General features: G+C 64.2%; 18 protein-coding genes. 14 read left to right on the top strand and 4 right to left on the bottom strand.

Annotation, left to right across the window (positions count from 1 at the left end; all coding sequences use genetic code 11):
• Positions 1 to 37: 37 nt before the first annotated feature.
• Together RHPLAN_RS30930 and RHPLAN_RS30925 are read left to right on the top strand one after the other, a co-directional pair.
• Entirely contained in the window at positions 38 to 223 is a 186-nt protein-coding gene (locus tag RHPLAN_RS30930; RefSeq protein WP_068026635.1) for a DUF2065 domain-containing protein, read from the top strand.
• A 146-nt stretch (positions 224 to 369) separates the two neighbouring features.
• Positions 370 to 1,872: a Do family serine endopeptidase gene (locus RHPLAN_RS30925; RefSeq protein ID WP_084245947.1), complete on the top strand. Its 1,503-nt coding sequence runs from the start codon at positions 370 to 372 to the stop codon at positions 1,870 to 1,872.
• Positions 1,873 to 1,953: 81 nt separating this feature from the next.
• On the opposite strand, the gene RHPLAN_RS30920 is transcribed toward RHPLAN_RS30925, so the two are convergent.
• Both RHPLAN_RS30920 and serB read right to left on the bottom strand, forming a co-directional pair.
• Positions 1,954 to 2,352 carry a WapI family immunity protein gene (locus tag RHPLAN_RS30920; protein WP_157100612.1) on the bottom strand — a complete coding sequence of 133 codons (399 nt, stop codon included), beginning with the start codon at positions 2,350 to 2,352 and terminating at the stop codon, positions 1,954 to 1,956.
• 4 nt (positions 2,353 to 2,356) lie between these two features.
• A complete protein-coding gene (gene serB / locus RHPLAN_RS30915) occupies positions 2,357 to 3,259 on the bottom strand; it encodes a phosphoserine phosphatase SerB (protein WP_068026629.1) in 903 nt (300 codons plus the stop codon).
• Between serB and miaA the strand changes: the two genes are divergently transcribed.
• Positions 3,251 to 4,216: a tRNA (adenosine(37)-N6)-dimethylallyltransferase MiaA gene (gene miaA / locus RHPLAN_RS30910; RefSeq protein ID WP_068026626.1), complete on the top strand. Its 966-nt coding sequence runs from the start codon at positions 3,251 to 3,253 to the stop codon at positions 4,214 to 4,216. The two genes, serB and miaA, sit on opposite strands and share 9 nt — an antisense overlap.
• Before the next feature lie 3 nt (positions 4,217 to 4,219).
• Here miaA and RHPLAN_RS30905 read toward each other — a convergent pair whose 3' ends face one another.
• Both RHPLAN_RS30905 and RHPLAN_RS30900 read right to left on the bottom strand, forming a co-directional pair.
• Positions 4,220 to 7,345, bottom strand: coding sequence for an efflux RND transporter permease subunit (locus RHPLAN_RS30905; RefSeq protein WP_068026623.1), 3,126 nt, complete (start codon positions 7,343 to 7,345; stop codon positions 4,220 to 4,222).
• A complete protein-coding gene (locus tag RHPLAN_RS30900) occupies positions 7,342 to 8,523 on the bottom strand; it encodes an efflux RND transporter periplasmic adaptor subunit (protein ID WP_157100611.1) in 1,182 nt (393 codons plus the stop codon). Before RHPLAN_RS30900 ends, RHPLAN_RS30905 begins: the two co-directional genes overlap by 4 nt.
• Before the next feature lie 372 nt (positions 8,524 to 8,895).
• Here RHPLAN_RS30900 and RHPLAN_RS30895 point away from each other — a divergent pair, with 372 nt between their 5' ends.
• The 11 genes from RHPLAN_RS30895 (at position 8,896) to RHPLAN_RS30845 (ending at position 21,942) form a co-directional block, all read left to right on the top strand.
• Entirely contained in the window at positions 8,896 to 10,698 is a 1,803-nt protein-coding gene (locus RHPLAN_RS30895) for an acetolactate synthase 3 large subunit (RefSeq protein WP_084245945.1), read from the top strand.
• Positions 10,699 to 10,845: 147 nt separating this feature from the next.
• Positions 10,846 to 11,385: an acetolactate synthase small subunit gene (gene ilvN, locus RHPLAN_RS30890; protein WP_068026617.1), complete on the top strand. Its 540-nt coding sequence runs from the start codon at positions 10,846 to 10,848 to the stop codon at positions 11,383 to 11,385.
• Positions 11,386 to 11,634: 249 nt separating this feature from the next.
• Positions 11,635 to 12,633, top strand: coding sequence for a sulfate ABC transporter substrate-binding protein (locus tag RHPLAN_RS30885; protein WP_237179946.1), 999 nt, complete (start codon positions 11,635 to 11,637; stop codon positions 12,631 to 12,633).
• 8 nt (positions 12,634 to 12,641) lie between these two features.
• On the top strand, positions 12,642 to 13,502 hold the full coding sequence (cysT, locus tag RHPLAN_RS30880; protein WP_084245943.1) for a sulfate ABC transporter permease subunit CysT: 861 nt from the start codon (positions 12,642 to 12,644) through the stop codon (positions 13,500 to 13,502).
• A complete protein-coding gene (gene cysW, locus RHPLAN_RS30875; protein WP_068026612.1) occupies positions 13,495 to 14,367 on the top strand; it encodes a sulfate ABC transporter permease subunit CysW in 873 nt (290 codons plus the stop codon). Before cysT ends, cysW begins: the two co-directional genes overlap by 8 nt.
• 178 nt (positions 14,368 to 14,545) lie before the next feature.
• The gene (locus RHPLAN_RS30870; protein ID WP_068032092.1) at positions 14,546 to 15,598 is read left to right on the top strand and encodes a sulfate/molybdate ABC transporter ATP-binding protein; all 1,053 of its coding nucleotides are present in this window, start codon (positions 14,546 to 14,548) and stop codon (positions 15,596 to 15,598) included.
• A gap of 118 nt (positions 15,599 to 15,716) precedes the next feature.
• Positions 15,717 to 16,736 (top strand): ketol-acid reductoisomerase, encoded by a 1,020-nt coding sequence (gene ilvC / locus RHPLAN_RS30865; RefSeq protein ID WP_068026608.1) that lies wholly within the window; start codon positions 15,717 to 15,719, stop codon positions 16,734 to 16,736.
• Between the two features lie 222 nt (positions 16,737 to 16,958).
• On the top strand, positions 16,959 to 18,677 hold the full coding sequence (locus tag RHPLAN_RS30860) for a sulfatase-like hydrolase/transferase (protein ID WP_068026605.1): 1,719 nt from the start codon (positions 16,959 to 16,961) through the stop codon (positions 18,675 to 18,677).
• A 2-nt stretch (positions 18,678 to 18,679) separates the two neighbouring features.
• The gene (locus RHPLAN_RS30855) at positions 18,680 to 20,395 is read left to right on the top strand and encodes a sulfatase-like hydrolase/transferase (RefSeq protein ID WP_068026602.1); all 1,716 of its coding nucleotides are present in this window, start codon (positions 18,680 to 18,682) and stop codon (positions 20,393 to 20,395) included.
• 37 nt (positions 20,396 to 20,432) lie between these two features.
• A complete protein-coding gene (locus tag RHPLAN_RS30850; protein WP_068026599.1) occupies positions 20,433 to 21,275 on the top strand; it encodes an ABC transporter ATP-binding protein in 843 nt (280 codons plus the stop codon).
• A 94-nt stretch (positions 21,276 to 21,369) separates the two neighbouring features.
• Entirely contained in the window at positions 21,370 to 21,942 is a 573-nt protein-coding gene (locus tag RHPLAN_RS30845; protein ID WP_068026596.1) for a YbhB/YbcL family Raf kinase inhibitor-like protein, read from the top strand.
• The last annotated feature ends 21 nt before the right edge of the window (positions 21,943 to 21,963 follow it).

Genomic DNA, 21,963 nt, shown 5'->3' with positions numbered 1-21,963 from the left:
GGTGCGGCAAGATTAAAAAGCTGCGCGGTGAGGGGGGATGTCTGATTTCCTGGTCGCGATCGGTCTCGTTTTCGCGCTGGAAGGGATTCTGTTCGCGGCGTTTCCCGGTCCGGTCAAGCAAGCCATGACTCACGTCACAGACACGCCGGACGGCACGCTCCGCATCATCGGGATCGTGTCCGCGGTGGTCGGCGTCATTCTGGTCTGGTTTATCCGCGGCTGAGCTGAAAACCGGGGCCGCTATTCCGCCCAATTCGAACGGTCATTCTTGACGGCGTGGTTCCACTCCGCGTGAAACGTCCCTTGCGTCTGCGGCGTTAAGGGGGCAGTGTCGCGCGAAATTACCCTTTTTCCGGAGATTTGACGGCCATGGCCCGCTTGCTGACCGCCTTTACGCATGCCCTCCGACGTCCGGCTTTGACTACGATCGTCGCGGCGGCCATTGCGCTGCCGATGCTTTCGACCCCGAGTTTTGCCCGCGGACCGGAGAATATCGCCGACGTTGCCGAAAAAGTGATCGACGCGGTGGTCAACATCGCGACCTCGCAGAAGGTCGAGGGCAAGCCTGGCGCGCAACAGATGCCGAACCTGCCGCCGGGTTCCCCGTTCGAAGAGTTCTTCGAGGAGTTCTTCAAGAACCGCCGCGGCCAGGGCGGTGGTGACGACCAGGGCCCCAACCGCGCGCCGCGCCGTGTCAGCTCGCTCGGCTCGGGCTTCATCATCGATCCGTCCGGCATCGTCGTCACCAACAACCACGTCATCAACGAGGCCGACGAGATCAACGTGATCCTGACCGACGGCACGCGGCTCAAGGCCGAGTTGATCGGCAAGGACCAGAAGACCGATCTCGCCGTGCTGCGTGTGAAGCCGACCAAGCCGCTCAAGGCCGTCAAGTTCGGCGACTCCGACGCGCTGCGTCTCGGCGAATGGGTGATCGCGATCGGCAACCCGTTCAGCCTCGGCGGCACCGTCACCGCCGGCATCGTCTCGGCGCGCAACCGCGACATCAATTCGGGCCCCTACGACAACTACATCCAGACCGACGCGGCCATCAATCGCGGCAACTCGGGCGGCCCGCTGTTCAATCTCGAAGGCGAAGTGATCGGCGTGAACACCGCGATCATCTCGCCGTCCGGCGGCTCGATCGGCATCGGCTTTGCGGTGCCCTCGAAGACCGTGCAGGCGGTGGTCAGCCAGCTTCAGCAGTTCGGCGAGATTCACCGCGGCTGGCTCGGTGTGAAAATCCAACAGGTCACCGACGAAATCGCCGAAAGCCTGAACCTCAAGCCGGCGCGCGGCGCGCTCGTGGCCGGCGTCGATGACAAGGGCCCGGCCAAGCCCGCCGGCATCGAAGCCGGCGACGTGGTCGTCAAGTTCGACGGCAAGGACATCAAGGAGATGCGCGACCTGCCACGCATCGTCGCCGACACCCCGGTCGGCAAGGATGTCGAGGTGGTGGTCGTCCGCAAGGGCAAGGAAGAGAAGAAGACCGTCAAGCTGGGCCGCCTCGACGACATCGAGAAGCCGGTCAAAGCCGCTGCCAAGCCGGAAGAGCCCGCCGACAAGTCGGTGGTGCAGAAGTCGCTCGGGCTTCAGCTCTCGGGCATGAACGACGACCTGCGAAAGAAGTACAAGATCAAGGACTCGGTGAAGGGCGTGGTCATCACCGGCGTCGATGCCTCCTCGGCCGCGTCCGACAAGCGGCTTGCCGCCGGCAGCACCATCGTCGCGATCGAGCAGGAGCAGGTCGGGCAGCCTGCCGACGTGCAGCGCAAGGTCGACTCGCTGAAGAAGGCGGGGAAGAAGACCGCGCTGCTGCTGGTCGCGACCGCCGAAGGCGACATGCTGTTCGTGGCGCTGCCGATCGAATAACCGCGCCGATCGACGCAATGCGAAAGGGCGGCCTACCGGCCGCCCTTTCGTTTTTCACGATGCCTTGCTCGACAAACCCAGCTACTCGATAGGGAACTCTTCCCTCAGTTCGGAGATGATGCCCGGAAGATAGGATTGATCGAGAACAATCCCAACTCTGAGGTACGCGCTACACGGCGTACGGCCGTCCGTGATCGTTGCGTCAATTTGCAAGCCACCTCTGCCGTCGCCCTTTAGGATGATTGAGTGCTCCTCATTCCAGAAGTCCAGTTTGGCTTCGCCGGCCATGGATTGGTGAAGTTGGGAAAGCGCCTGCAAAAAACTGGCAAAGGTCCGAGCGTGAGCTTCGACGATCACTGAAAATGGGTCGGAGACAACTGCAACGTTAGTAAGATAACTGGAGGCAGTGTAGTGTTCGTCCGGATCACCGGTTCGAGCCAATTCCAAACGGCTGAACCCATCAGAAATAGAAACAGTCATTGTTCTATCCGCCGACGAAGGCCGTGCGGGCGTAGCCCTGGGCGTAAAGCAGCGCCGTGAGGTCGCCGTGGTCGATTTGTGCTGCAGCAGCCTGCGCCACCGCGGGCTTGCCGTGATAGGCGACGCCGAGACCCGCGGCTTCGATCATCGGGATGTCGTTGGCGCCGTCGCCGGTGACCAGCGTGTCCTCGGGCGCGAGATTGAGCCGTCGGCGCAGCTCGTTCAGCGTGTCGAGCTTGGCCTCGCGGCCCAAGATCGGCTCCTTCACAAGGCCCGACAGCCGGCCGCCGTCGTCCACCAACAAAATGTTTGCGCGGTCTTCATCGAAGCCGATCATCTTGCCGATGGTATGGGTGAACGTCGTGAAGCCGCCCGACACAAGACACGTGTAGGCGCCATGCGCCCTCATGGTGCCGACCAGCGCGCGGCCTCCTGGCGTCAGCTTGATGCGCTGCTCGATGACCTCGCGGACCACGGTCTGCGGCAGGCCCTTGAGCAGTGCCACCCGCTCGCGCAGCGCCGGCTCGAACGCGATCTCGCCGCGCATGGCGCGTTCGGTGATCGCAGCGACATGGTCCTTGAAGCCCGCATAGTCGGCGAGCTCGTCGATGCACTCCTGCCCGATCATGGTGGAGTCCATGTCGGCCAGGAACAGTCGCTTGCGGCGGCCGGCGAGCGGCTGCACCACCACGTCGATGGGCCGGCCGGCCAATGACGCCTGCACCTGGTTCGCGAGCAAACGTTGGTCGCTGCCTGCGTCCGGGGTAAAGGGAATGTCGGCCGCAACAGCGGGGTCGAGCCAGCTCGGCGCACCGCCATGCGGTAGGGCGGCCCGTGCGCGCTCCAGCGCTGCGGCGTCGAGCGCAGGCTGAGAGGGGTTGCAGATCAGGGTCGCGACATGAGTCATGAGCGGCAAGATTCTGGAGGGCAGGATTCTGGGAGGCAAGCTTCCGGTCGCCGGGCGGTGCTTATTGCAGGCCCAACCTCCAGCGGCAAGTCGGCGCTGGCGCTGCGGCTGGCCGAGCGGCACCACGGCACCATCCTCAACGCGGATTCCATGCAGGTCTACCGCGATCTGCGCGTCATCACGGCACGGCCCAGCAAGGAAGACGAGGCCCGCGTGCCGCACCGGCTCTACGGCTTTGTCGATGCGGCCGAGAACTATTCGGTCGGGCGGTGGTGCGCCGATGCCAAGGCTGCGCTCGACGCGGTGTGGCGGGAGGGGCGCCTGCCGATCCTGGTGGGCGGCACCGGGCTCTATTTCAAAGCGTTGACTCAAGGGCTGTCGGCGGTGCCGCCGACGCCGGAGGAAACCCGCGCGGCGGTGCGCGCGCGATGCGATGCCGAAGGCGCCGAAGCCCTGCACGCCGAACTCGCCCGCCGCGACCCGGTCATGGCCGAAAGGCTCAAGCCGGGCGACCGGATGCGGGTCGCCCGCGCACTCGAGGTTCTGGAAGCGACCGGGCGATCGCTCGCCGACTGGCAGCGCGACGGCATGCCGGCGATGCTCGATGCGGGTGCGGCCACGGGCTTCTTTCTGGTGGTCGACCGTGCCGAACTGGCCCGGCGGATCGACGTGCGCTTCGACGCCATGCTGGAAACCGGCGCGCTCGATGAGGTTCGCGCGCTCGCCGAGCGCCATCTCGACCCGATGCTGCCCGCGATGAAAGCCCACGGCGTGCCGTGGCTGCGGCGCTATCTCACCGGCGAGATCACGCTCACCGAAGCCGCGGAGGGCGGCAAGGCCGACACCCGCCGCTACACCAAGCGGCAGGTGACGTGGTTTCGCCACCAGATGCCCGGCTGGACATGGCTTGAACCTGAAGCCGTGCTCGAAGTTGCGACGCGCGAAGTCGCCGGCTGACGGTCACTCCGCCGCCACGCGGTGTGTCTCTTCGTCGGCGATCTCCGATTGGGTCTTGCCGCGGTCGAGCCATTGCTGGAAGCGGTCGAGATAGAGATAGACCACCGGCGTGGTGTACAGCGTCAGCACTTGGCTGAAGGCGAGACCGCCGACCATGGCGTAGCCGAGCGGCTGCCGCAGCTCGGAGCCGGTGCCGTGGCCCAGCGCCAGCGGGATGCCGGCCAGCATCGCCGCCGCGGTGGTCATCAGGATCGGCCGGAACCGCAGCAGGCAGGCTTCGCGGATCGCGTCGAAGGGCTCCGCGTGACGCTCACGCTCGGCCGTGATCGCAAAGTCGACCAGCATGATGCCGTTCTTCTTGACGATGCCGATCAGCAGAATGATGCCGATGATGCCGATCACCGAGAGGTCCATGCCGCCGAGGCGGAGCGCGAGCAGCGCGCCGACGCCGGCGGACGGCAGCGTCGACAGAATGGTCAGCGGCAGGATGAAGCTCTCATAGAGCATGCCGAGAATGAGGTAGACCACGATCAGCGCGGCGAGAACCAGGATCGGCGTGCTCGACAGCGAATCCTGGAATGCTTGCGCGTTGCCCTGGAAGGTCCCGATCACACCTGACGGCATGTTGATCTCACGGGACGCGTTGGTGATCGCCTCGACCGCCTGGCCGAGAGCCACGCCCTGACGCAAGTTGAAGGTCAGCGTTGCGGCTGGGAACTGGCCCTGGTGCGACACCGACAGCGGGCCGACCTTGCTGGAGTCGACGTCGACCAGATTGGACAGCGGCACCGCGCCGCCGGTGATCGGCGACTTCAGATAGAGCCGGTTGAGCGTGCTGATGTCCTTCTGCAACTCGGGCAGGATCTCCAGGACCAGGAAGTAGGTCTTGAGCTGGGTGAAGTACTGCGTGATCTGGCGCTGGCCGAAGGCGTCGTTCAGCGTGTCGTCGATGAGCTGTGGCGAGATGCCGAAGCGCGAGGCCTGATCGCGGTTGATGGTGATCTTGAGCTGCGGCGCGTTGGACAAGAGGTCGCTGCCGACATCGGTGATCTCCGGCAAGGTCTTCATCTTGTCGAGCAGCTTGTCGCTCCACTCGTTCAACTCGTCCAGATTCGGGTCCTGCAAGGTGTATTGGAAGCTGGCGCGGGCGATGCGGCCGCCGACCGTGATGTCCTGGCTCGCCTGCATGAACATGTTGGCGCCTTCGATCTTGGCGAGTTGCGGGCGCAACCGGTCGATGATCTGCGTGGCGTTCAGCTCGCGCTCGTCGCGCGGTTTGAGCACGATGAAGCCGCGGCCGGTGTTGGCGGTCTGCGCGCCGCCCGAACTTCCGGTAAAAGTGCCAAGGCCCGCGACGTCCGGATCCTTCATCACGACGGCGCCGAGCTTCTGGATCAGCCTCATCATTTCCTCGGGCGAGGTGTCCTGTGCGCCTTCCATGAAGACCGAGATCATCCCGGTGTCTTGGATCGGAAAGAAGCCCTTGGGGATTTCGATGGCCATCGCCACGGTCAGCACCATGGTGCCGAAGAACACGCCAATCGTGATGCGCTGGTGACGCAGCGCGACGTCGAGCGTGCGCTGGTAGAACGACGCGATGCCCTCAAAGCCCGCTTCGATGAACTTGTACACCCGCCCGTGCTCGCCTGAATCATGGCGCATGAAGCGCGAGCACATCATCGGAGCGAGCGTCAGCGAAACCAGCGCCGACACCGCGATCGAAGAGGTCACGGTCAGGGCGAATTCACGGAACAGCCGGCCGATGATGCCGCCCATCAGGAGCAGCGGAATGAACACGGCGACCAGCGAGCACGAGATCGACAGCACGGTGAAGCCGATCTCGCTCGAACCGATGAGCGCGGCCTCCATGGGGGACTTGCCCTCTTCGATGTGCCGATAGATGTTTTCGACCACGACGATGGCGTCGTCGACCACGAAACCGACCGCGATGGTGAGCGCCATCAGCGACAGGTTGTCGAGGCTGAAATTCAACAGATACATCGCGCCGGCTGAGCCCATCAGCGCCAGCGGCACGGTGACGCTCGGAATGAGGGTCGCCCAGAAGTTCCGCAGGAACAGCATGATCACCATCACGACGAGGGCGATGGTGAGGCCAAGCGTGAACTGTACGTCGGCCACCGAGGCGCGGATCGTGGTGGTCTTATCAAGCAGCGTCTTCACTTCGATGGCCGGCGGGATGCGCGCGGTGAGGTGCGGCAGCTGCGCCTTGATCTGGTCGACGGTGTCGACCACGTTGGCGCCGGGCTGCTTGAACACGGCAAGAATGATGCCGTCCTTGTTGTTCTGATAGGCCGCAACGTTGCGATCTTGAGGATCGGAGATCGCCTGCCCGATGTCCCTGACGCGGATCGGTGCGCCGTTCCGGTAGGCGACGACCACGTCGTTGAACGGATCGGCGGTGAGGATCTGGTCGTTGGTGGCGATCGTGAAGCTGGTTTTCGAGGTGTTGATCGTGCCCTTGGCGACATTGACGGTCTGGCTCACCAATGCCTGGCGCACTTCCTCCAGCGTCAGGTTGCTGTTGGCGAGCTTGGCCGGATCGACCTGGACGCGGATCGAGGGCGGGCGGTCGCCGAAGATCGTGACCTGCGCCACGCCCGAGACCTGCGAGATCTGCTGCGCCAGGAACAAGTCGGCATAGTCGTCGACCGTGGTCAACGGAACGGTGTCCGAACTCAACGCCAGCAGCAGGATCGGGGAATCCGCCGGGTTGACCTTCTTGAAGTAGGGCGGTGCCGTCATGGTCTGCGGCAGCTGCTTGCTCGCCGCGGTGATGGCCGACTGCACGTCCTGCGCCGCCGAGTCGATGGCACGGTCGAGTTTGAACTGAATGACGATCGTGGTTGCGCCAAGCGCGCTCGTCGAGGTCATCTGTGCGATGCCGGGCACCTGGGCGAACTGGCGCTCCAGAGGCGCCGCGACCGACGTCGCCATGGTCTCGGCGCTCGCACCGGCCCATTGGGCGGTGACTTGCAGTGTCGGGAAGTCCACCTGCGGGAGCGGAGCGACCGGCAGAAACGGATAGGATGCGATACCGACAAACGCCAACGCCGCCATCAGCAGCGTGGTGGCGACTGGGCGGCGGATGAACGGTTCGGAAAGGTTCATGATTCGCTGTTGTCCGCCGTTTGCGCCTTATCCGAAATGCTCACGGGAGAATTGGCCCGGAGCTTGTATTGGCCGCCGGTGATCACACGGTCGCCGGCACTGACGCCGCTCTCGACGATGGTGATGTCGCCGGTCGTTGGGCCCGTCTGGATCGGCTTCGACACCGCGGTGTTCTTGTCGGTCAGGGCCCAGACGAACTGGCCCTTGGGTCCGCGCTGAACGGCCGTGTTCGGGACCACGACAGCTTGCGGCCGCGTCTCGATCTGGATGCGGACATTGATGAACTCGCCCGGCCAGAGCTTTTCGTCGGTGTTCGGGAAGCTCGCTTTCAGCTTGTAGCTCGCCGTCGCCTGGTCGATCTGGTTGTCGATGTTCTGCAGCGTGCCGACGCTCAGGACATTGCGGTTGTCGCGGTCGTAGGCCACCGCTTCAACGGCCCCGCGCTTCATCGCCTCGCGAACCTGATCGAGGGTTTGTGCCGGCAGAGTGAAGGTGCCGAGCGCCGGCTGCGCCTGCACCAGCGTTGCCATCATGCCGGCGTCGGAGGCGCGAACGATGTTGCCGGGATCGACCATGCGCATGCCCATGCGGCCATCGCTCGGCGCCTTGATGTCGGTGTAGTCGAGCTGGGTTTGCGCGGTTTCGATCTGAGCCTCGTCGGCCTGGATCGTGGCCTTCATGCTGTCGACTTTGGCCTGCTGCTGGTCGAGGTTCTGCTGCGTCTCGAAGCCCTTCGAGCCGAGGGTGCGGAACCGCTCGAGATCCTTCTGAAGGGAGATAAGCGACGCGGCGTCCTGTGCCTTTTTGGCCTTGGCCTGATCGAGCGCCGCCTGGAACAGCCGCGGATCGATCTTGGCGAGCACTTCGTCTTTCTTGACGTGCTGGCCTTCCTTGAAGAACACACTCTCCAGTTTGCCGTCGACCTGGGAATGGATGCCGACCGTGAAGGTGGCCTGCACCGTGCCGAGGCCGGTGAGATAGATCGGGACATCCTTGCGGACGGCGTTTGTGACGCTGACCGGCACTTTGGGGGGACCGCTGCGTGCCACGGCGGCCGGCTGCATGGCGCGCCAGGTGAAATAGCCGGCTGTTCCGGCGCCCAGCACCAGCACAACCGCCAGTAGGGCTGAAGTGCCGCGGCTCCAGGGTCGTCCAGTCTTCAAGTCATGTTGCGTCAAGATGTCGCCTCCGGTGCCGGCACACTATAAATGAGTGCTGACGCCTTTCCGGGACATTTCCGGCAGATGAAATGCTGACAATACGGTTCACGTCTTAATGGTCGGGGTTCGAGCCTGCGGAACGACGCTCCCATCCATTTCGGCTTGACGAACGGCTGAAGGCCCGTATATATCCCGCGCGCAAGGAAATACCTAGCGGACGATGGAATGCGCAATTTTATTGCTCAGAGGCTGGTACTCGTAAGAAGGCGCACCGCCATGGGAGGCTGACCTCCCAAGGTTCGGCGGTGCGCGGAAAACAGGGGCTTTGCGGCCCCTTTTTTAATTCCAAAAGCCGGTTGCGATGAAATTCCGGAGTGAGTGGAGCGGACAATGACCCAAAAGACCAACGGCGAGACCAACGGCGCCACGGCGCCAGGCCGGGAAATGACCGGCGCCGAAATGGTGATCGAGGCGCTCGCCGACCAGGGCGTGCAGCACGTCTTCGGCTATCCGGGCGGTGCGGTGCTGCCGATCTATGATGCGATCTTCCAGCAGCAGCAGGTGCAGCACATCCTGGTCCGTCATGAGCAGGGTGCGGTGCACGCTGCCGAAGGCTATGCACGCTCGACCGGCAAGGTCGGCTGTGTGCTGGTGACGTCGGGGCCCGGCGCCACCAATGCGGTCACCGGTCTCACAGATGCGCTCTGCGATTCCATTCCGCTCGTCGTCATCACCGGCCAGGTGCCGACGCATCTGATTGGCAACGACGCCTTCCAGGAATGCGACACGGTCGGCATCACGCGGCCGTGCACCAAGCACAACTACCTCGTGAAGAACGTCGACGACCTGCCGCGGGTGTTGCACGAGGCGTTTCATATCGCCTCGAGCGGCCGGCCGGGACCGGTGGTCATCGACATCCCCAAGGACATCCAGTTCGCCAAGGGCACCTATTCCAAGCCGAGCGAGTTCCAGCACAAGGGCTACAAGCCCCGCCTGAAGGGCGATCCGAACCGGATCGGGCATGCGGTCGAGCTGATGGCGCGCGCCAAGCGTCCGGTGTTCTACACCGGCGGCGGCATCATCAACTCCGGTCCGCGCGCCAGCGCTCTGCTGCGCGAACTGGTCAAGCTGACCGGCTTCCCGATCACCTCGACCCTCATGGGGCTCGGCGCCGTCCAGGCCGCCGATCCGCAATGGCTCGGCATGCTCGGCATGCACGGCACCTGGGAGGCCAACTGGGCGATGCACGATTGCGATCTGATGATCTGCATCGGCGCGCGCTTCGACGATCGCATCACTGGCCGGGTCGACGCGTTCTCGCCTGGCTCGACCAAGATCCACGTCGATATCGATCCGTCGTCGATCAACAAGAACGTCAAGGTCGACGTGCCGATCATCGGCGACTGCGCCCACGTGCTCGAAGACATGATCGCGCTCTGGCGACAGAACAAGGCGCAGCCGGACAAGAAGGCGCTGGGTGAATGGTGGCAGCAGATCGACAAGTGGCGGGCGCGCAAATCGCTCGCCTACAAGCGGTCGGATGCGATCATCAAGCCGCAATACGCGATCCAGCGGCTCTACGAACTGACCAAGGACCGTGACACCTACATCACGACCGAGGTCGGCCAGCACCAGATGTGGGCGGCGCAGTTCTACGGCTTCCAGGAGCCGAACCGCTGGATGACGTCGGGTGGGCTCGGCACCATGGGCTACGGTCTGCCGGCCGCGGTCGGCACGCAGCTCGCGCATCCGCAGTCGCTGGTGATCGACATCGCCGGTGAAGCCTCGGTGCTGATGAACATGCAGGAGATGTCGACAGCGGTGCAGCACCGGCTGCCGATCAAGGTGTTCATCCTCAACAACCAGTACATGGGCATGGTGCGCCAGTGGCAGGAACTGCTGCACGGCGGCCGCTATGCCGAGAGCTACACCCATTCGCTCCCGGACTTCGTCAAACTCGCCGAAGCCTATCAGGCGGTCGGCATCCGTTGCGACAAGCCGGGCGACCTCGACGGCGCGATCAAGGAGATGATCAACGTCAACAAGCCGGTGCTGTTCGACTGCGTGGTCGATCAGGCCGAGAACTGCTTCCCGATGATCCCGTCGGGCCGCGCCCACAACGAGATGCTGCTCGGCGACGCCGCCGAGAGCATCGAGGATGCCGTTACCGAAGAAGGCAAGATGCTGGTGTAGGGCCTCTCACCGCCCTCATCCTGAGGAGCGCCCGAAGGGCGCGTCTCGAAGGATCGAGGGCGGCCCCATCCTTCGAGACGCATCGCTTCGCGATGCTCCTCAGGATGAGGCCGGTAGAGGTCCTGCGCTTGCGAGTAAGGACGAACAATGAGCTCAACCTCCCACTATCCCGCCGCGATCCATCACGAGCGCGTCGAAAGCCACACGCTGTCGGTGATCGTCGACAACGAGCCCGGCGTGCTGGCGCGCGTCATCGGCCTGTTCTCGGGCCGCGGCTACAACATCGACTCGCTGACCGTGTCCGAGACCGAGCACGAGAAGCATCTGTCGCGCATCACCATCGTGACGCGCGGCACGCCGATGGTGATCGAGCAGATCAAGAACCAGCTCGAACGCCTGGTGCCGATCCATCGCGTGGTCGACGTGACCGTTGCCGGTCCTTCGATCCAGCGCGAGCTGGCGATGGTCAAGGTGCGCGGCAAGGGCGAGCCGCGCGTCGAGGCGCTGCGTCTTGCCGACGCGTTCCGTGCCCGCGTCATCGATGCCGGTCCCGAGAGCTTCATCTTCGAGATCACCGGCGCGACCGAGAAGATCGAGCAGTTCATCGCGCTGATGCTGCCGCTCGGTCTGGTCGAGGTGTCGCGCACCGGCGTGGTTGCCATCGCGCGCGGGCCGGAGGGTATGTAAGGACAGTCTCGGAGCCCAATCCACGGGCGAGGTGCGTTCAAAACGCCACGGGTGGATGTTTGCTCCAGACGCGCCGTTGGGGAATAATTTTCCATCAAGGGCGGCCAGTTTATGGTCGGTAGAATTTTGCATTCTTAAGGCGGGTCTACCGCAAAATAATATCACGTTTTCCGCCGAATATGATGATCGACTGAATCCGGTTTAGTCGGCAGTTTCCATCCGCGGATCGCACCGCGGATGGAGCTGACCATGCAGAGATTGATCGCCGGATTGCTTCTGTCGACGCTGGCTCTCACCGGCGCGCATGCGCAAAGCAGCCTGCTCAACGTCTCCTACGATCCGACGCGCGAGCTCTACCGCGCCTACAACGCCGAGTTCATCAAGCACTGGAAGGAGAAGACCGGCGAGACCGTCTCGGTCCAGCAGTCGCACGGCGGCTCCGGCGCGCAAGCGCGCGCCGTGATCGATGGGTTGAAGGCCGACGTCGTCACGCTGGCGCTCGAAGGCGACATCAACGCCATCGCCGAGAAGACCGGCAAGATTCCCGCGGACTGGCGCACCCGGCTGCCGAACAACTCGACGCCCTATACGTCGACGATCGTGTTCCTGGTCCGCAAGGGCAACCCAAAGGCTCTGAAGAGCTGGGACGATCTCGTGAAGCCGGGCATCCAGGTCATCGTTCCCAATCCGAAGACCTCCGGCGGCGCGCAGTGGGCCTATCTCGCGGCTTGGGGCTATGCCCATGAGAAATTTGGCGGTGACGAAGCCAAGGTGAAGGAGTTCGTCGGCGCACTCTACAAGAACGTTCCGGTCCTCGACTCCGGCGCGCGCGGCTCGACCACCACCTTCGCGCAGCGCGGTCTGGGCGACGTCCTGCTGTCCTGGGAGAACGAAGCCTTCCTCGCGATCAACGAACTCGGCCCCGACAAGTTTGACGTTGTCGTGCCGCCATTCTCGATCAAGGCCGAGCCGTCGGTGGCGCTGGTCGAAGGCAACGCCAAGGACAAGGGCACGCTCAAGACCGCCCAGGCCTATCTGGAATATCTCTATAGCGCGGCGGGCCAGAAGATCATCGCCAGGAACTACTATCGGCCGGCGAAGCCGGAACTGGCCGATCCGGAAAGCCTCAAGCGCTTCCCGGACATCAAGCTGATCTCGATCGACGATCCGGTGTTCGGCGGCTGGGCCAAGGTGACGCCCAAGCACTTTGCCTCCGACGGCGTGTTCGATCAGATCTACAAACGCTGACGGCGCACGTGACGGCAATCGCGCTGCCCGCTCGAACAGCATCCTGGCGGAGGCCCAGCGTGATCCCGGGCTTTGGCATCACGTTCGGCTTCACGCTGACATATCTCAGCCTGATCGTGTTGATCCCGCTCGGCACGCTCGTGCTGCGCACGACCGCGCTCGGCTGGCAGGACTATTGGGCGATCGCCACCAATGACCGCGTGCTCGCGGCGCTGAAGCTGTCGTTCGGCGCCGCCACCATCGGTGCGCTTCTAAACCTTGTGTTCGGTCTGATCGTTGCCTGGGTGCTGGTGCGCTACGACTTTCCCGGCAAACGCGCGGTTGACGCCATCGTCGATCTGCCGTTCGCGCTGCCAACCGCGGTCGCCGGCATCGCGCTCACCGCGATCTTCGACAAGAACGGCTGGATCGGGAAGCCGCTGGATGTCTTCGGCATCCAGGTCGCCTACACTTGGCTCGGTGTCGTGGTTGCGCTCACCTTCATCGGCTTGCCGTTCGTCGTTCGCACGCTGCAGCCCGTCATCGTCGAGCTCGATCGCGAGATCGAGGAGGCGGCCGCCACGCTCGGCGCCGCGCGGCGGCAGACGATCATCAAGGTCATCCTGCCAAGCCTGCTGCCCGCGCTGCTCACCGGCTTCGTGCTGGCGCTCGCGCGCGGCGTGGGCGAGTACGGCTCGGTGGTGTTTATCGCCGGCAACATTCCCTACAAGACCGAGATCGCGCCGCTGTTGATTGTCATCCGCCTGACCGAATTCGATTATTCGGGTGCGACCGCCATCGCCACCGTGATGCTGGCGCTGTCGTTCCTGATGTTCCTCACCATCAACATCATACAGGCCTGGGCGCGGCGGAGGTTCGGTCATGTCTGATCGCGCGCTTAACACCCGGCCGCTCGGCTGGCGCACGCCGATTTCGGAATCGCGATCCGTCAGAGTGCTGCTGATCGCGGCCGCGATGCTGTTCCTCGCGGTGTTCCTGCTGGTGCCGCTCCTGGTGGTGTTCGTCGAGGCGCTGCGCGCGGGCTTGCCGGCGTTTCTCAAAGGGCTCAGCGACCCCGACACCATCGCGGCCGTTAAGCTGACGCTCCTGGTCGCGGCGATTTCGGTGCCGGCCAATCTCGTGTTCGGCATCTGCGCCGCCTGGGCGGTCGCGAAGTACGAATTTCGCGGCAAGACCATGCTGATCACGCTGATCGACCTGCCGTTCTCGGTGTCGCCGGTGATCGCGGGCCTGATCTACGTGATCCTGTTCGGCAGCCAGGGCTATCTCGGTCCGTGGCTCAAGGCGCATGACCTGCAGATCGTCTTCGCGTTCCCCGGCATCGTGCTCGCCACCACCTTCGTGACGTTCCCGTTCGTGGCGCGCGAGCTCATTCCGCTGATGCAGGAGCAGGGCGCGCAGGACGAGGAGGCGGCGGTGTCGCTCGGCGCCAGCGGCCTGCAGACGTTCCTGCGCGTCACGCTGCCCAACATCAAATGGGGCCTGATGTATGGCGTGCTGCTCTGCAACGCGCGCGCGATGGGCGAGTTCGGTGCGGTCTCGGTGGTGTCGGGGCACGTGCGCGGCGAGACCAACACCATGCCGCTGCAGATCGAGATTCTCTACAACGACTATCAGTGGGTCGCGGCCTTTGCGGTGGCGTCGCTCCTGGCGCTTCTCGCACTCGTGACGCTGGCGGTCAAAACCGCTCTCGAATGGCGGTTTGGCCACGAATTGGCCAACGGACCGCGATGACGGCTGTTTCATTCAAATGACGGTCCAAGCAACTGGCAAAGCAATGCCTCAGGTAACAGGCCCTGCGACAGAGGTTCCAATGACCGCGCTTGCGAAAATTCCTGGCGCCGCCGACTATGTCAGCGCCGGATCTTCCATCGTCCCGGAACTCGCCGGGACCATAGATCGCGAACGTTCGATGAGCGTTACGGTCGAAAATCTCGTCAAGGACTTCGGCCAGACGCCGGCGCTGCACGGCGTGTCGCTTGAAATCGCAGGCGGCGAATTGATCGCGCTGCTCGGGCCCTCGGGCTCAGGCAAGACCACGCTGCTGCGATTGATCGCGGGTCTCGATTTCCCGACCTCGGGCCGTGTGCTGTTCGGTCACGAAGATGCATCGGCGAAGTCGGTGCAGGACCGCAATGTCGGATTCGTGTTTCAGAGCTATGCGCTGTTCCGGCACATGACGGTGTTCGAGAACATCGCGTTCGGTCTGCGCGTGCGGCCGCGCGCGACGCGCCCGGGCGAAAGCCAGATCCGTGAGCGCGTCATGGAGCTTCTCGAGCTTGTGCAGCTCGGAGGCCTCGATAAGCGGTTTCCCGGTCAGCTCTCCGGCGGCCAGCGCCAGCGCGTCGCCTTCGCTCGTGCGCTCGCCATCGAGCCACGGGTGCTCCTGCTCGACGAGCCGTTCGGCGCGCTCGATGCCAAAGTGCGCAAAGACCTGCGCCGGTGGCTTCGCGAGATCCACGATCGCACCGGCCATACCACCGTGTTCGTCACGCATGACCAGGAGGAGGCGCTGGAGCTTGCCGACCGCGTCGTGGTGATGAGCAAGGGCGTGATCGAGCAGGTCGGCAGCGCCGACGACATCTATGATCGTCCGGCGACGCCGTTCGTGTTCGACTTCATCGGCGATTCGAGCCAGTTGCCCGTCGTGATCGACAATGGCCACGTCCGCTTCGACAACCGGACCATCGCCATCGACGCCCAAGGCCAGCCCAACGGTCCGGCGACGCTGTTCTTCCGGCCGAACCACATCCGGTTGTCCCGGGAGGGCGAGGAAGGCCGCTCCATCGTCGGCCAAGTGACCGGCTCCCGTCGCCTGGGCGATGCCCGCAGGCTCAAGCTCGAAGTCGCCGGTCAGCACCGCTGCGAGATCGACGTGCCGGCCGATGCAGATTTCCCGCGCAAGGCCAGCATCGCGATTCAGCCCACCAACTGGCGGCTCTATTCGAGCCGGAGGGACGCCTGACCCCTGATTTGGCGGCTTTTCGAGGAGCCTGGCGGGCTTGTCCCGGCGGGCCAGTGGCCCTAGAAGCACCACGGGCAAAACTGCGGCCGGGCCCGTGGCCTCCTAGGGATATAGACTCATGCGTGTTTATTACGATCGTGACGCCGACCTGAACCTGATCAAGGGCAAGAAGGTCGCTGTCGTCGGCTATGGCAGCCAGGGCCATGCCCACGCGCTCAATATGCGCGACAGCGGGGTCAAGGACGTCGCCATTGCGCTGCGCAAGACCTCGGCGGGCGTAAAGAAGGCCGAGGCCGAGAAATTCAAGGTTATGGAAGTGGCCGAGGCCGCCAAGTGGGCCGACGTGGTGATGATGCTGACCCCCGACGAGCTCCAGGGCGACATCTATCGCGACCACCTGCACGCCAACCTGAAGAACGGCGCGGCGATCATGTTCGCCCACGGCCTCAATGTGCATTTCAACCTGATCGAGCCGCGCGCCGACCTCGACGTCCTGATGGTCGCGCCGAAGGGCCCAGGCCACACCGTGCGCGGCGAGTACCAGCGCGGCGCGGGCGTGCCGTGCCTGATCGCGATCCACAAGGACTCCTCGGGCAATGCCCATGACCTCGGCCTGTCCTACGCCTCGGCGATCGGCGGCGGCCGTGCCGGCATCATCGAGACCACGTTCAAGGAAGAGTGCGAGACCGACCTGTTCGGCGAGCAGTCGGTGCTCTGCGGCGGCCTGGTCGAGCTGATGAAGGCCGGCTACGAGACCCTGGTCGAGGCTGGCTACGCCCCCGAGATGGCCTATTTCGAGTGCGTCCACGAGGTGAAGCTGATCGTCGACCTGATCTACGAAGGCGGCATCGCCAACATGAACTACTCGGTGTCGAACACCGCCGAATACGGCGAGTACGTCACCGGCCCACGGATCGTGACGCCCGAGACCAAGGCCGAGATGAAGAAGGTCCTGTCCGACATCCAGTCCGGCAAGTTCACCCGCGACTGGATGCTGGAGAACAAGGTCAACCAGACCTCGTTCAAGGCGACCCGCGCCCGGCTCGCCGAGCACCCGATCGAGCAGGTCGGCGCCAAGCTCCGCGAGATGATGCCGTGGATCAAGCAGCGGGCGCTGGTGGACCGCTCGAAGAACTAGTTCAAGCGCGTCTTGGGTGCCAACGGGCCCGCTTCGGCGGGCCCGTTTTGTTTTGGGGCAGGGCGCTGCGGCGCAACACGAGCCCCCGCGCGCTTTAGTCCAACGAATTCAAAGGCTCGGACGCTTGTTTGACCTTGCATTGACGATTTTATTGCAGAATGATGACAAAGGTTCCGCTGCCGGCCGTTGACTGTGCATAATCCGGGGTGCGGCGCCCGTAACATGCCGCCCGCTCTCGCTTATTTCCGTCGCCGTTGGCTCGCTATGCTCGCCTTGGAGCAGCGGCCGCTCGCCTTTGGCGTGCTCGGCCTGCTGCATCTGGCGGCGCTCGGTATCCTGCTACGGACCGAGGACGACCTTGTCCCCTGCATGGCCTTCGTGCTGGCATGGGCTTTCCTGAACTGCGGCTGGCTCGCGCTCATCCGCCGCCCGGTGGTGGCGGCCTCGATCTCGCTGGTCACGATCGTCGTTCTGATCCTGCTGTCGCAGTTCAAGCAGGACGTGCTGGCGATGAGCGCCAACTTCCTCGACCTCCTGATCATCGACGCGGACACCGTGTCGTTCCTGCTCACGGTCTATCCCAACTTGAAATGGTGGGTGGCCGGCACCGGGGCGGCGGTGCTGCCGCTGATCGCGCTGTTCTGGTGGCTCGATCCGCTGCGCACGCGGCGGCGCTGGGCCGCCGTTGGCGCAGCCGCAAGCCTGGGCGCGCTCACGGTGCTGTCCTTCATCAACCCGATGGATCGCGAGAAGGCGTTCCAGTCGGTCGACTATGTGTCGCAGTTCGCCCGCTCCGGCGTGGTCGCCATGGTCGACCTCACGACGAAGGGCCTTCTCGATTCCGATGGCCTGATCGAGGACCGGCTGCCGGCGGTGCTGCCGCCAAGCTGTCCGGTGGCGCAGAAGCTGCCGCATATCGTGATGGTGCTCGACGAGTCGAGCTTCGACATCAGCACCGTGCCGGGCGTGAAGGTGCCGCCCAACTACCAGAGTCACTTCACGTCGTTCGACGGCAAGAACCGTGCGCTGACGATCGAGGGCGCCGGGGGACCTACCTGGTACACCGAATACAACGTGCTGAGCGGGCTCTCACCGCGCTCATTCGGCCACTTCGCCGAGTTCGTCACCCGCATCGCCGCCGGCCGCGTCACCCGCAGCCTGCCGAACGCGCTGCACCAGTGCGGCTATCAGACCTACAGCATCTATCCCTGGCTCGGCGCCTTCCTGAGCGCGCGTTACTTTCAGAAAACGCTCGGCATCGATCACTTCCTCGATGCCAAGGACCTGCACAGCAAGACGGTCGAGACCGACGACTTCTACTACAAGGCCGCCGCCGATCTGATCGGGCGCGAGAAGGGCAAGGCTCCGCTGTTCGTGCTGAGCTATCTCATGGCCAACCATTTTCCCTGGAATGAGCGCTGGCGGCCGGAGCTTGCGCCGGACTGGCGCGACCTCGGCAATGTCAGCGTCGACGGCCATCACATCGACGAATATCTGCGCCGCCAGGAGATGAGCGCGCGGGCCTATCGGGGCTTCGTCGAGCGGCTGAAGCGCGACTTCCCGAATGAGCCCTTCCTGATCGTGCGGTTCGGCGACCATCAGCCGCTGTTCGCCAAGCGCATCATCGAGCCGGGCCTCGACAACGTATCGATCGGCCGGCAGATCGACGCGGGCGATCCGCGCTACTTCACCACCTATTACGCCATCGACGCGCTGAACTTCCGCCCGGCGGATCTCAGCGCTGCGACGAGCGGTCTCGATGCGGCGTATTTGCCGTTGATGGTGCTGGAGGCGGCGGGCGTCCCGCTCGATCCGACCTTCGCCGAGCAGAAACGCATCCTCGCCCGCTGCAAGGGCCGGTTCTATTCGTGCTCGAACGGCGCCGAGGCACGCCGCTTCAACCGGCTGCTGATCGACGCTGGCCTGATCAAGCAGCTCTGACCATGTCGTTCGACAACCCATTCCCGGGGGGAGGAACCGTCGCGGCGGCAGGCCGCGCGCGTTTCATCGCCATCGGCGGCATTGCGGCCGCTCACACGGCCGCGCTTGGCGTCATGCTGTGGACCGAGCACGGCTGGCTGGCGTCGCTGTTGTTCGTGCTGGCCTGGGCCTGCCTGAACTTCTCTTTCCTTCTGCTGCTGCCGCGGCCGGGCGTCGCCGCGGCGCTGTCGCTGCTGCTGGTGACGCTGCTGATCACGCTCTCGCACTTCAAGTTCACCATCCTCTGGATGGTGATCAATTTCTTCGACGTGCTGATCGTCGATTCCGACACTGTCAGCTTCCTGCTGTCGATCTTTCCCGATCTGAAAACCATCCTGTTGATCGTGGCCGCCGTCACGATCCCGCTGCTGATCGTGTTGTGGCGCATCGACGCGTTCCGCGTGCCGCGGCTCGTCTCGCTCGGCGGTGTCGTGGCCTGCAGCGTCGCGGTCACGGTTCTGTCGCTGAGGTTCCCCGAGGAGCCCTGGGAGCAGTTCCAAGGCGTCAATCACGTCTCGACCTTCGTGCGCTCCGGGGTGACGACGCTGCACGAGCTCAGCACCAAGGGCTGGATCGATTACGACACCGCCACGACCGACCAGCTTCGCTCGACCGTCAACGCGGCGTGCCATCCCGCCGGGAAGCCGCCGAACATCGTCATGGTGCTGGACGAGGCGAGCTTCGACATTTCCGTGGCCCCTGGCGTCAAGGTGCCGCCGAACTACAAAGCGCACTTCCAGTCGCTCGACGGCAAGACGCGCTCGCTGGTGGTCGAGGGCTCGGGCGGTCCCACCTGGTACACCGAATACAACGTGCTGACCGGACTGTCGGCACGCTCTTACGGGCGGCTGAGCTACTATGTCACCCGCATCGCAGCCGGCCATGTCGAGCGCGGCCTGCCGCAGGCGCTGCGGCGCTGCGGCTACAAGACCATCACGCTCTATCCGGCCTATGGCGCGTTTCTCAACGCGCGCCGCTTCCAGAAGACGACCGGCGTGGAGCAATTTGTCGATTCCGCCGAGATGAAGGCCGGCGACGGCGTCGAGCCCGATCGCTTCTATTACAATCAGGCGCTGCGGATGATCGAGAACGACCGCGGCGACCAGCCCTTGTTCATTTTCGTCTACACGCTGTTCAACCATTTCCCTTGGTGGAACCGGCTGCAGCCACAACTCACGCCGGACTGGCGCGATCTCGGCAATCATCCGGAGGTCGACGAATATCTCCGCCGCCAGATGCTGAGCGCGCGGGACTATGCCGACTTCAAGACTCAGTTGCAGACGCGTTTCCCGAACGACCGTTTCCTGCTGCTGCGGTTCGGCGATCACCAGCCGGGATTGTCGTCGAAAATCCTGGAGCCGGGCGCCAGCGACGCCGTGATGACGCAGCGGATGCTGACCTACGATCCGCGCTACTTCACGACCTACTACGCCATCGACGGGGTCAACTACCGCCCGGCCAACCTCACGTCGGCGCTGGGCCGCCTGGAGGCTGTCTATCTGCCCATTGTGCTGCAGGAGGCCGCCGGCCTGCCGCTCGATCCCACCTTCGCCGAACAGAAGAAGATCATGCTCCGCTGCAACGGCCTGTTCTTCGAATGCGCCAACGGAAACGAGGCCCGGCGCTTCAACCGGCTCCTGATCGATGCCGGGTTGATCAAGGGAATGGTGTCCCGTTAATTTGCCCGCGGCCGGACGGCCGGCGAGGGGAGAGACCATGACCGACGGCGCCACGGCAGCGCAGGCGCGCAGCACCGCGGCTTCCACTGCCGTTTCCCTTGCCGATGTGACCATCAGCTTCAAGCTTGCCGATGGCGGCAGCTACACGGCGGTGCAGCACGCGTCGTTGGACGTCGCCGACGGCGAATTCGTCTCCATCGTGGGCCCGACCGGCTGCGGCAAATCAACGCTGCTCAACGCCACGGCCGGGCTGTTTCCGCCGTCGCAGGGCCGCGTGCAGATTTTCGGCTCGAGCCTGCCGGGCCTCAATCGTCAGGCCGGTTACCTGTTTCAGTCCGAGGCGCTGTTTCCCTGGAAAACCGCAATCGAGAACGTCGCCATCGGGCTCGAGACCGCCGGCACGCCGCGCGAGGAGGCGCGCCGCCGCGCCCAGGAATGGCTCGGTCGGGTCGGCCTTGGCAGCTTTGGTCCGCGCTTTCCGCACATGCTGTCGGGCGGGCAACGAAAGCGCGTCGGTCTCGCGCAGGTGCTGATCCGCGATCCGAAGATCCTGCTCATGGACGAGCCGTTCGGTCCGCTCGACGCGCAGACGCGGCAGATCATGGGCAACCTGCTGCTGGAGCTGTGGAGCGCCGACCGCAAGGCGGTGATGTTCGTCACCCACGATCTGGAGGAAGCCATCGCGCTGTCGGATCGCGTCGTCATCATGTCGGCCGGGCCCGCGGCGCGCATCATCGGCGACTGGAAGGTGCCGCTGGCGCGGCCACGCGACATTTCCGAAGTGAAGCTCGATCCCGCGTTTCACAAATTGCATCGCGAAATCTGGGACAAGCTCAAGGACGAGGTCATGAAAGGCTATGCGCAGACCGGAGGCGGCTGATCCCATCAGCCCCGTTGCGCCCGTTATGCACGCCCCGATACAATCCGCGCACAAAAACAAAAAACGATTGTCGAACCCAGTAAGAGGAAACCTCATGTCCACATCGAGTCGGATCGGTAGTTTTGTATTGGCTGCAGGGATCGCGTTGACGTTGAGCAGCGGAGGCGCGAACGCGCAGGCCGCCTTTACGCTGACGTCGTCGAGCTTCAAGGACGGCGAGCGGCTGCCCACCAAAATGGCGGGCAACAACAAGCAGAATCCGAATTGTGTCGGCGAGAACGTTTCGCCGGCGTTGTCGTGGGCCAATCCGCCCGCGGGCACCAAGAGCTACGCGCTGCTGATGTTCGATCCCGAAGGCCGGCCGCCGGGCGGCGTCAGCCATTGGGTCGCCTATGGCATCCCGGTGTCGGTGACCGGCTTCGCCGAAGGCGAGGTGAGCAAGCAGACGGACAAGTATGTCGGCGGCAAGAGCCTGATGGGCCTGCCGCACTACTTCGGCCCCTGCACGCCGCCCGGCTCGCCGCATCACTACACGTTCGTGCTGATGGCGACCGACCTCGAGCCGACCGCGTTGCAGCCCGGCATGACCCGCGACGAGGTGATCAAGGCCCTCGACGGCCACGTCAAGACTGCGGCGGGGCTCGTCGGCACGTTCTCGAAACCGTAACGGCCAGTTGAGGAAAAAAAT

It is taken from the genome of Rhodoplanes sp. Z2-YC6860, from assembly GCF_001579845.1.
Taxonomy (GTDB): Bacteria; Pseudomonadota; Alphaproteobacteria; order Rhizobiales; family Xanthobacteraceae; genus Z2-YC6860.
The sequence above is the reverse complement of the archived record's forward strand: the minus strand, read 5'-3'. Positions and strand labels throughout refer to the sequence as shown.

What these genes read in the sequence shown, in the direction of transcription:
- RHPLAN_RS30930 (WP_068026635.1), top strand. Translation starts at nt 38, where the DNA reads ATGTCTGATTTCCTGGTCGCGATCGGTCTCGTTTTCGCGCTGGAAGGG.
- RHPLAN_RS30925 (WP_084245947.1), top strand. Translation starts at nt 370, where the DNA reads ATGGCCCGCTTGCTGACCGCCTTTACGCATGCCCTCCGACGTCCGGCT.
- RHPLAN_RS30920 (WP_157100612.1), bottom strand. Translation starts at nt 2,352, where the DNA reads ATGACTGTTTCTATTTCTGATGGGTTCAGCCGTTTGGAATTGGCTCGA.
- miaA (WP_068026626.1), top strand. Translation starts at nt 3,251, where the DNA reads ATGAGTCATGAGCGGCAAGATTCTGGAGGGCAGGATTCTGGGAGGCAA.
- serB (WP_068026629.1), bottom strand. Translation starts at nt 3,259, where the DNA reads ATGACTCATGTCGCGACCCTGATCTGCAACCCCTCTCAGCCTGCGCTC.
- RHPLAN_RS30905 (WP_068026623.1), bottom strand. Translation starts at nt 7,345, where the DNA reads ATGAACCTTTCCGAACCGTTCATCCGCCGCCCAGTCGCCACCACGCTG.
- RHPLAN_RS30895 (WP_084245945.1), top strand. Translation starts at nt 8,896, where the DNA reads ATGACCCAAAAGACCAACGGCGAGACCAACGGCGCCACGGCGCCAGGC.
- ilvN (WP_068026617.1), top strand. Translation starts at nt 10,846, where the DNA reads ATGAGCTCAACCTCCCACTATCCCGCCGCGATCCATCACGAGCGCGTC.
- RHPLAN_RS30885 (WP_237179946.1), top strand. Translation starts at nt 11,635, where the DNA reads ATGCAGAGATTGATCGCCGGATTGCTTCTGTCGACGCTGGCTCTCACC.
- cysW (WP_068026612.1), top strand. Translation starts at nt 13,495, where the DNA reads ATGTCTGATCGCGCGCTTAACACCCGGCCGCTCGGCTGGCGCACGCCG.
- RHPLAN_RS30870 (WP_068032092.1), top strand. Translation starts at nt 14,546, where the DNA reads ATGAGCGTTACGGTCGAAAATCTCGTCAAGGACTTCGGCCAGACGCCG.
- ilvC (WP_068026608.1), top strand. Translation starts at nt 15,717, where the DNA reads ATGCGTGTTTATTACGATCGTGACGCCGACCTGAACCTGATCAAGGGC.
- RHPLAN_RS30860 (WP_068026605.1), top strand. Translation starts at nt 16,959, where the DNA reads ATGCCGCCCGCTCTCGCTTATTTCCGTCGCCGTTGGCTCGCTATGCTC.
- RHPLAN_RS30855 (WP_068026602.1), top strand. Translation starts at nt 18,680, where the DNA reads ATGTCGTTCGACAACCCATTCCCGGGGGGAGGAACCGTCGCGGCGGCA.
- RHPLAN_RS30850 (WP_068026599.1), top strand. Translation starts at nt 20,433, where the DNA reads ATGACCGACGGCGCCACGGCAGCGCAGGCGCGCAGCACCGCGGCTTCC.
- RHPLAN_RS30845 (WP_068026596.1), top strand. Translation starts at nt 21,370, where the DNA reads ATGTCCACATCGAGTCGGATCGGTAGTTTTGTATTGGCTGCAGGGATC.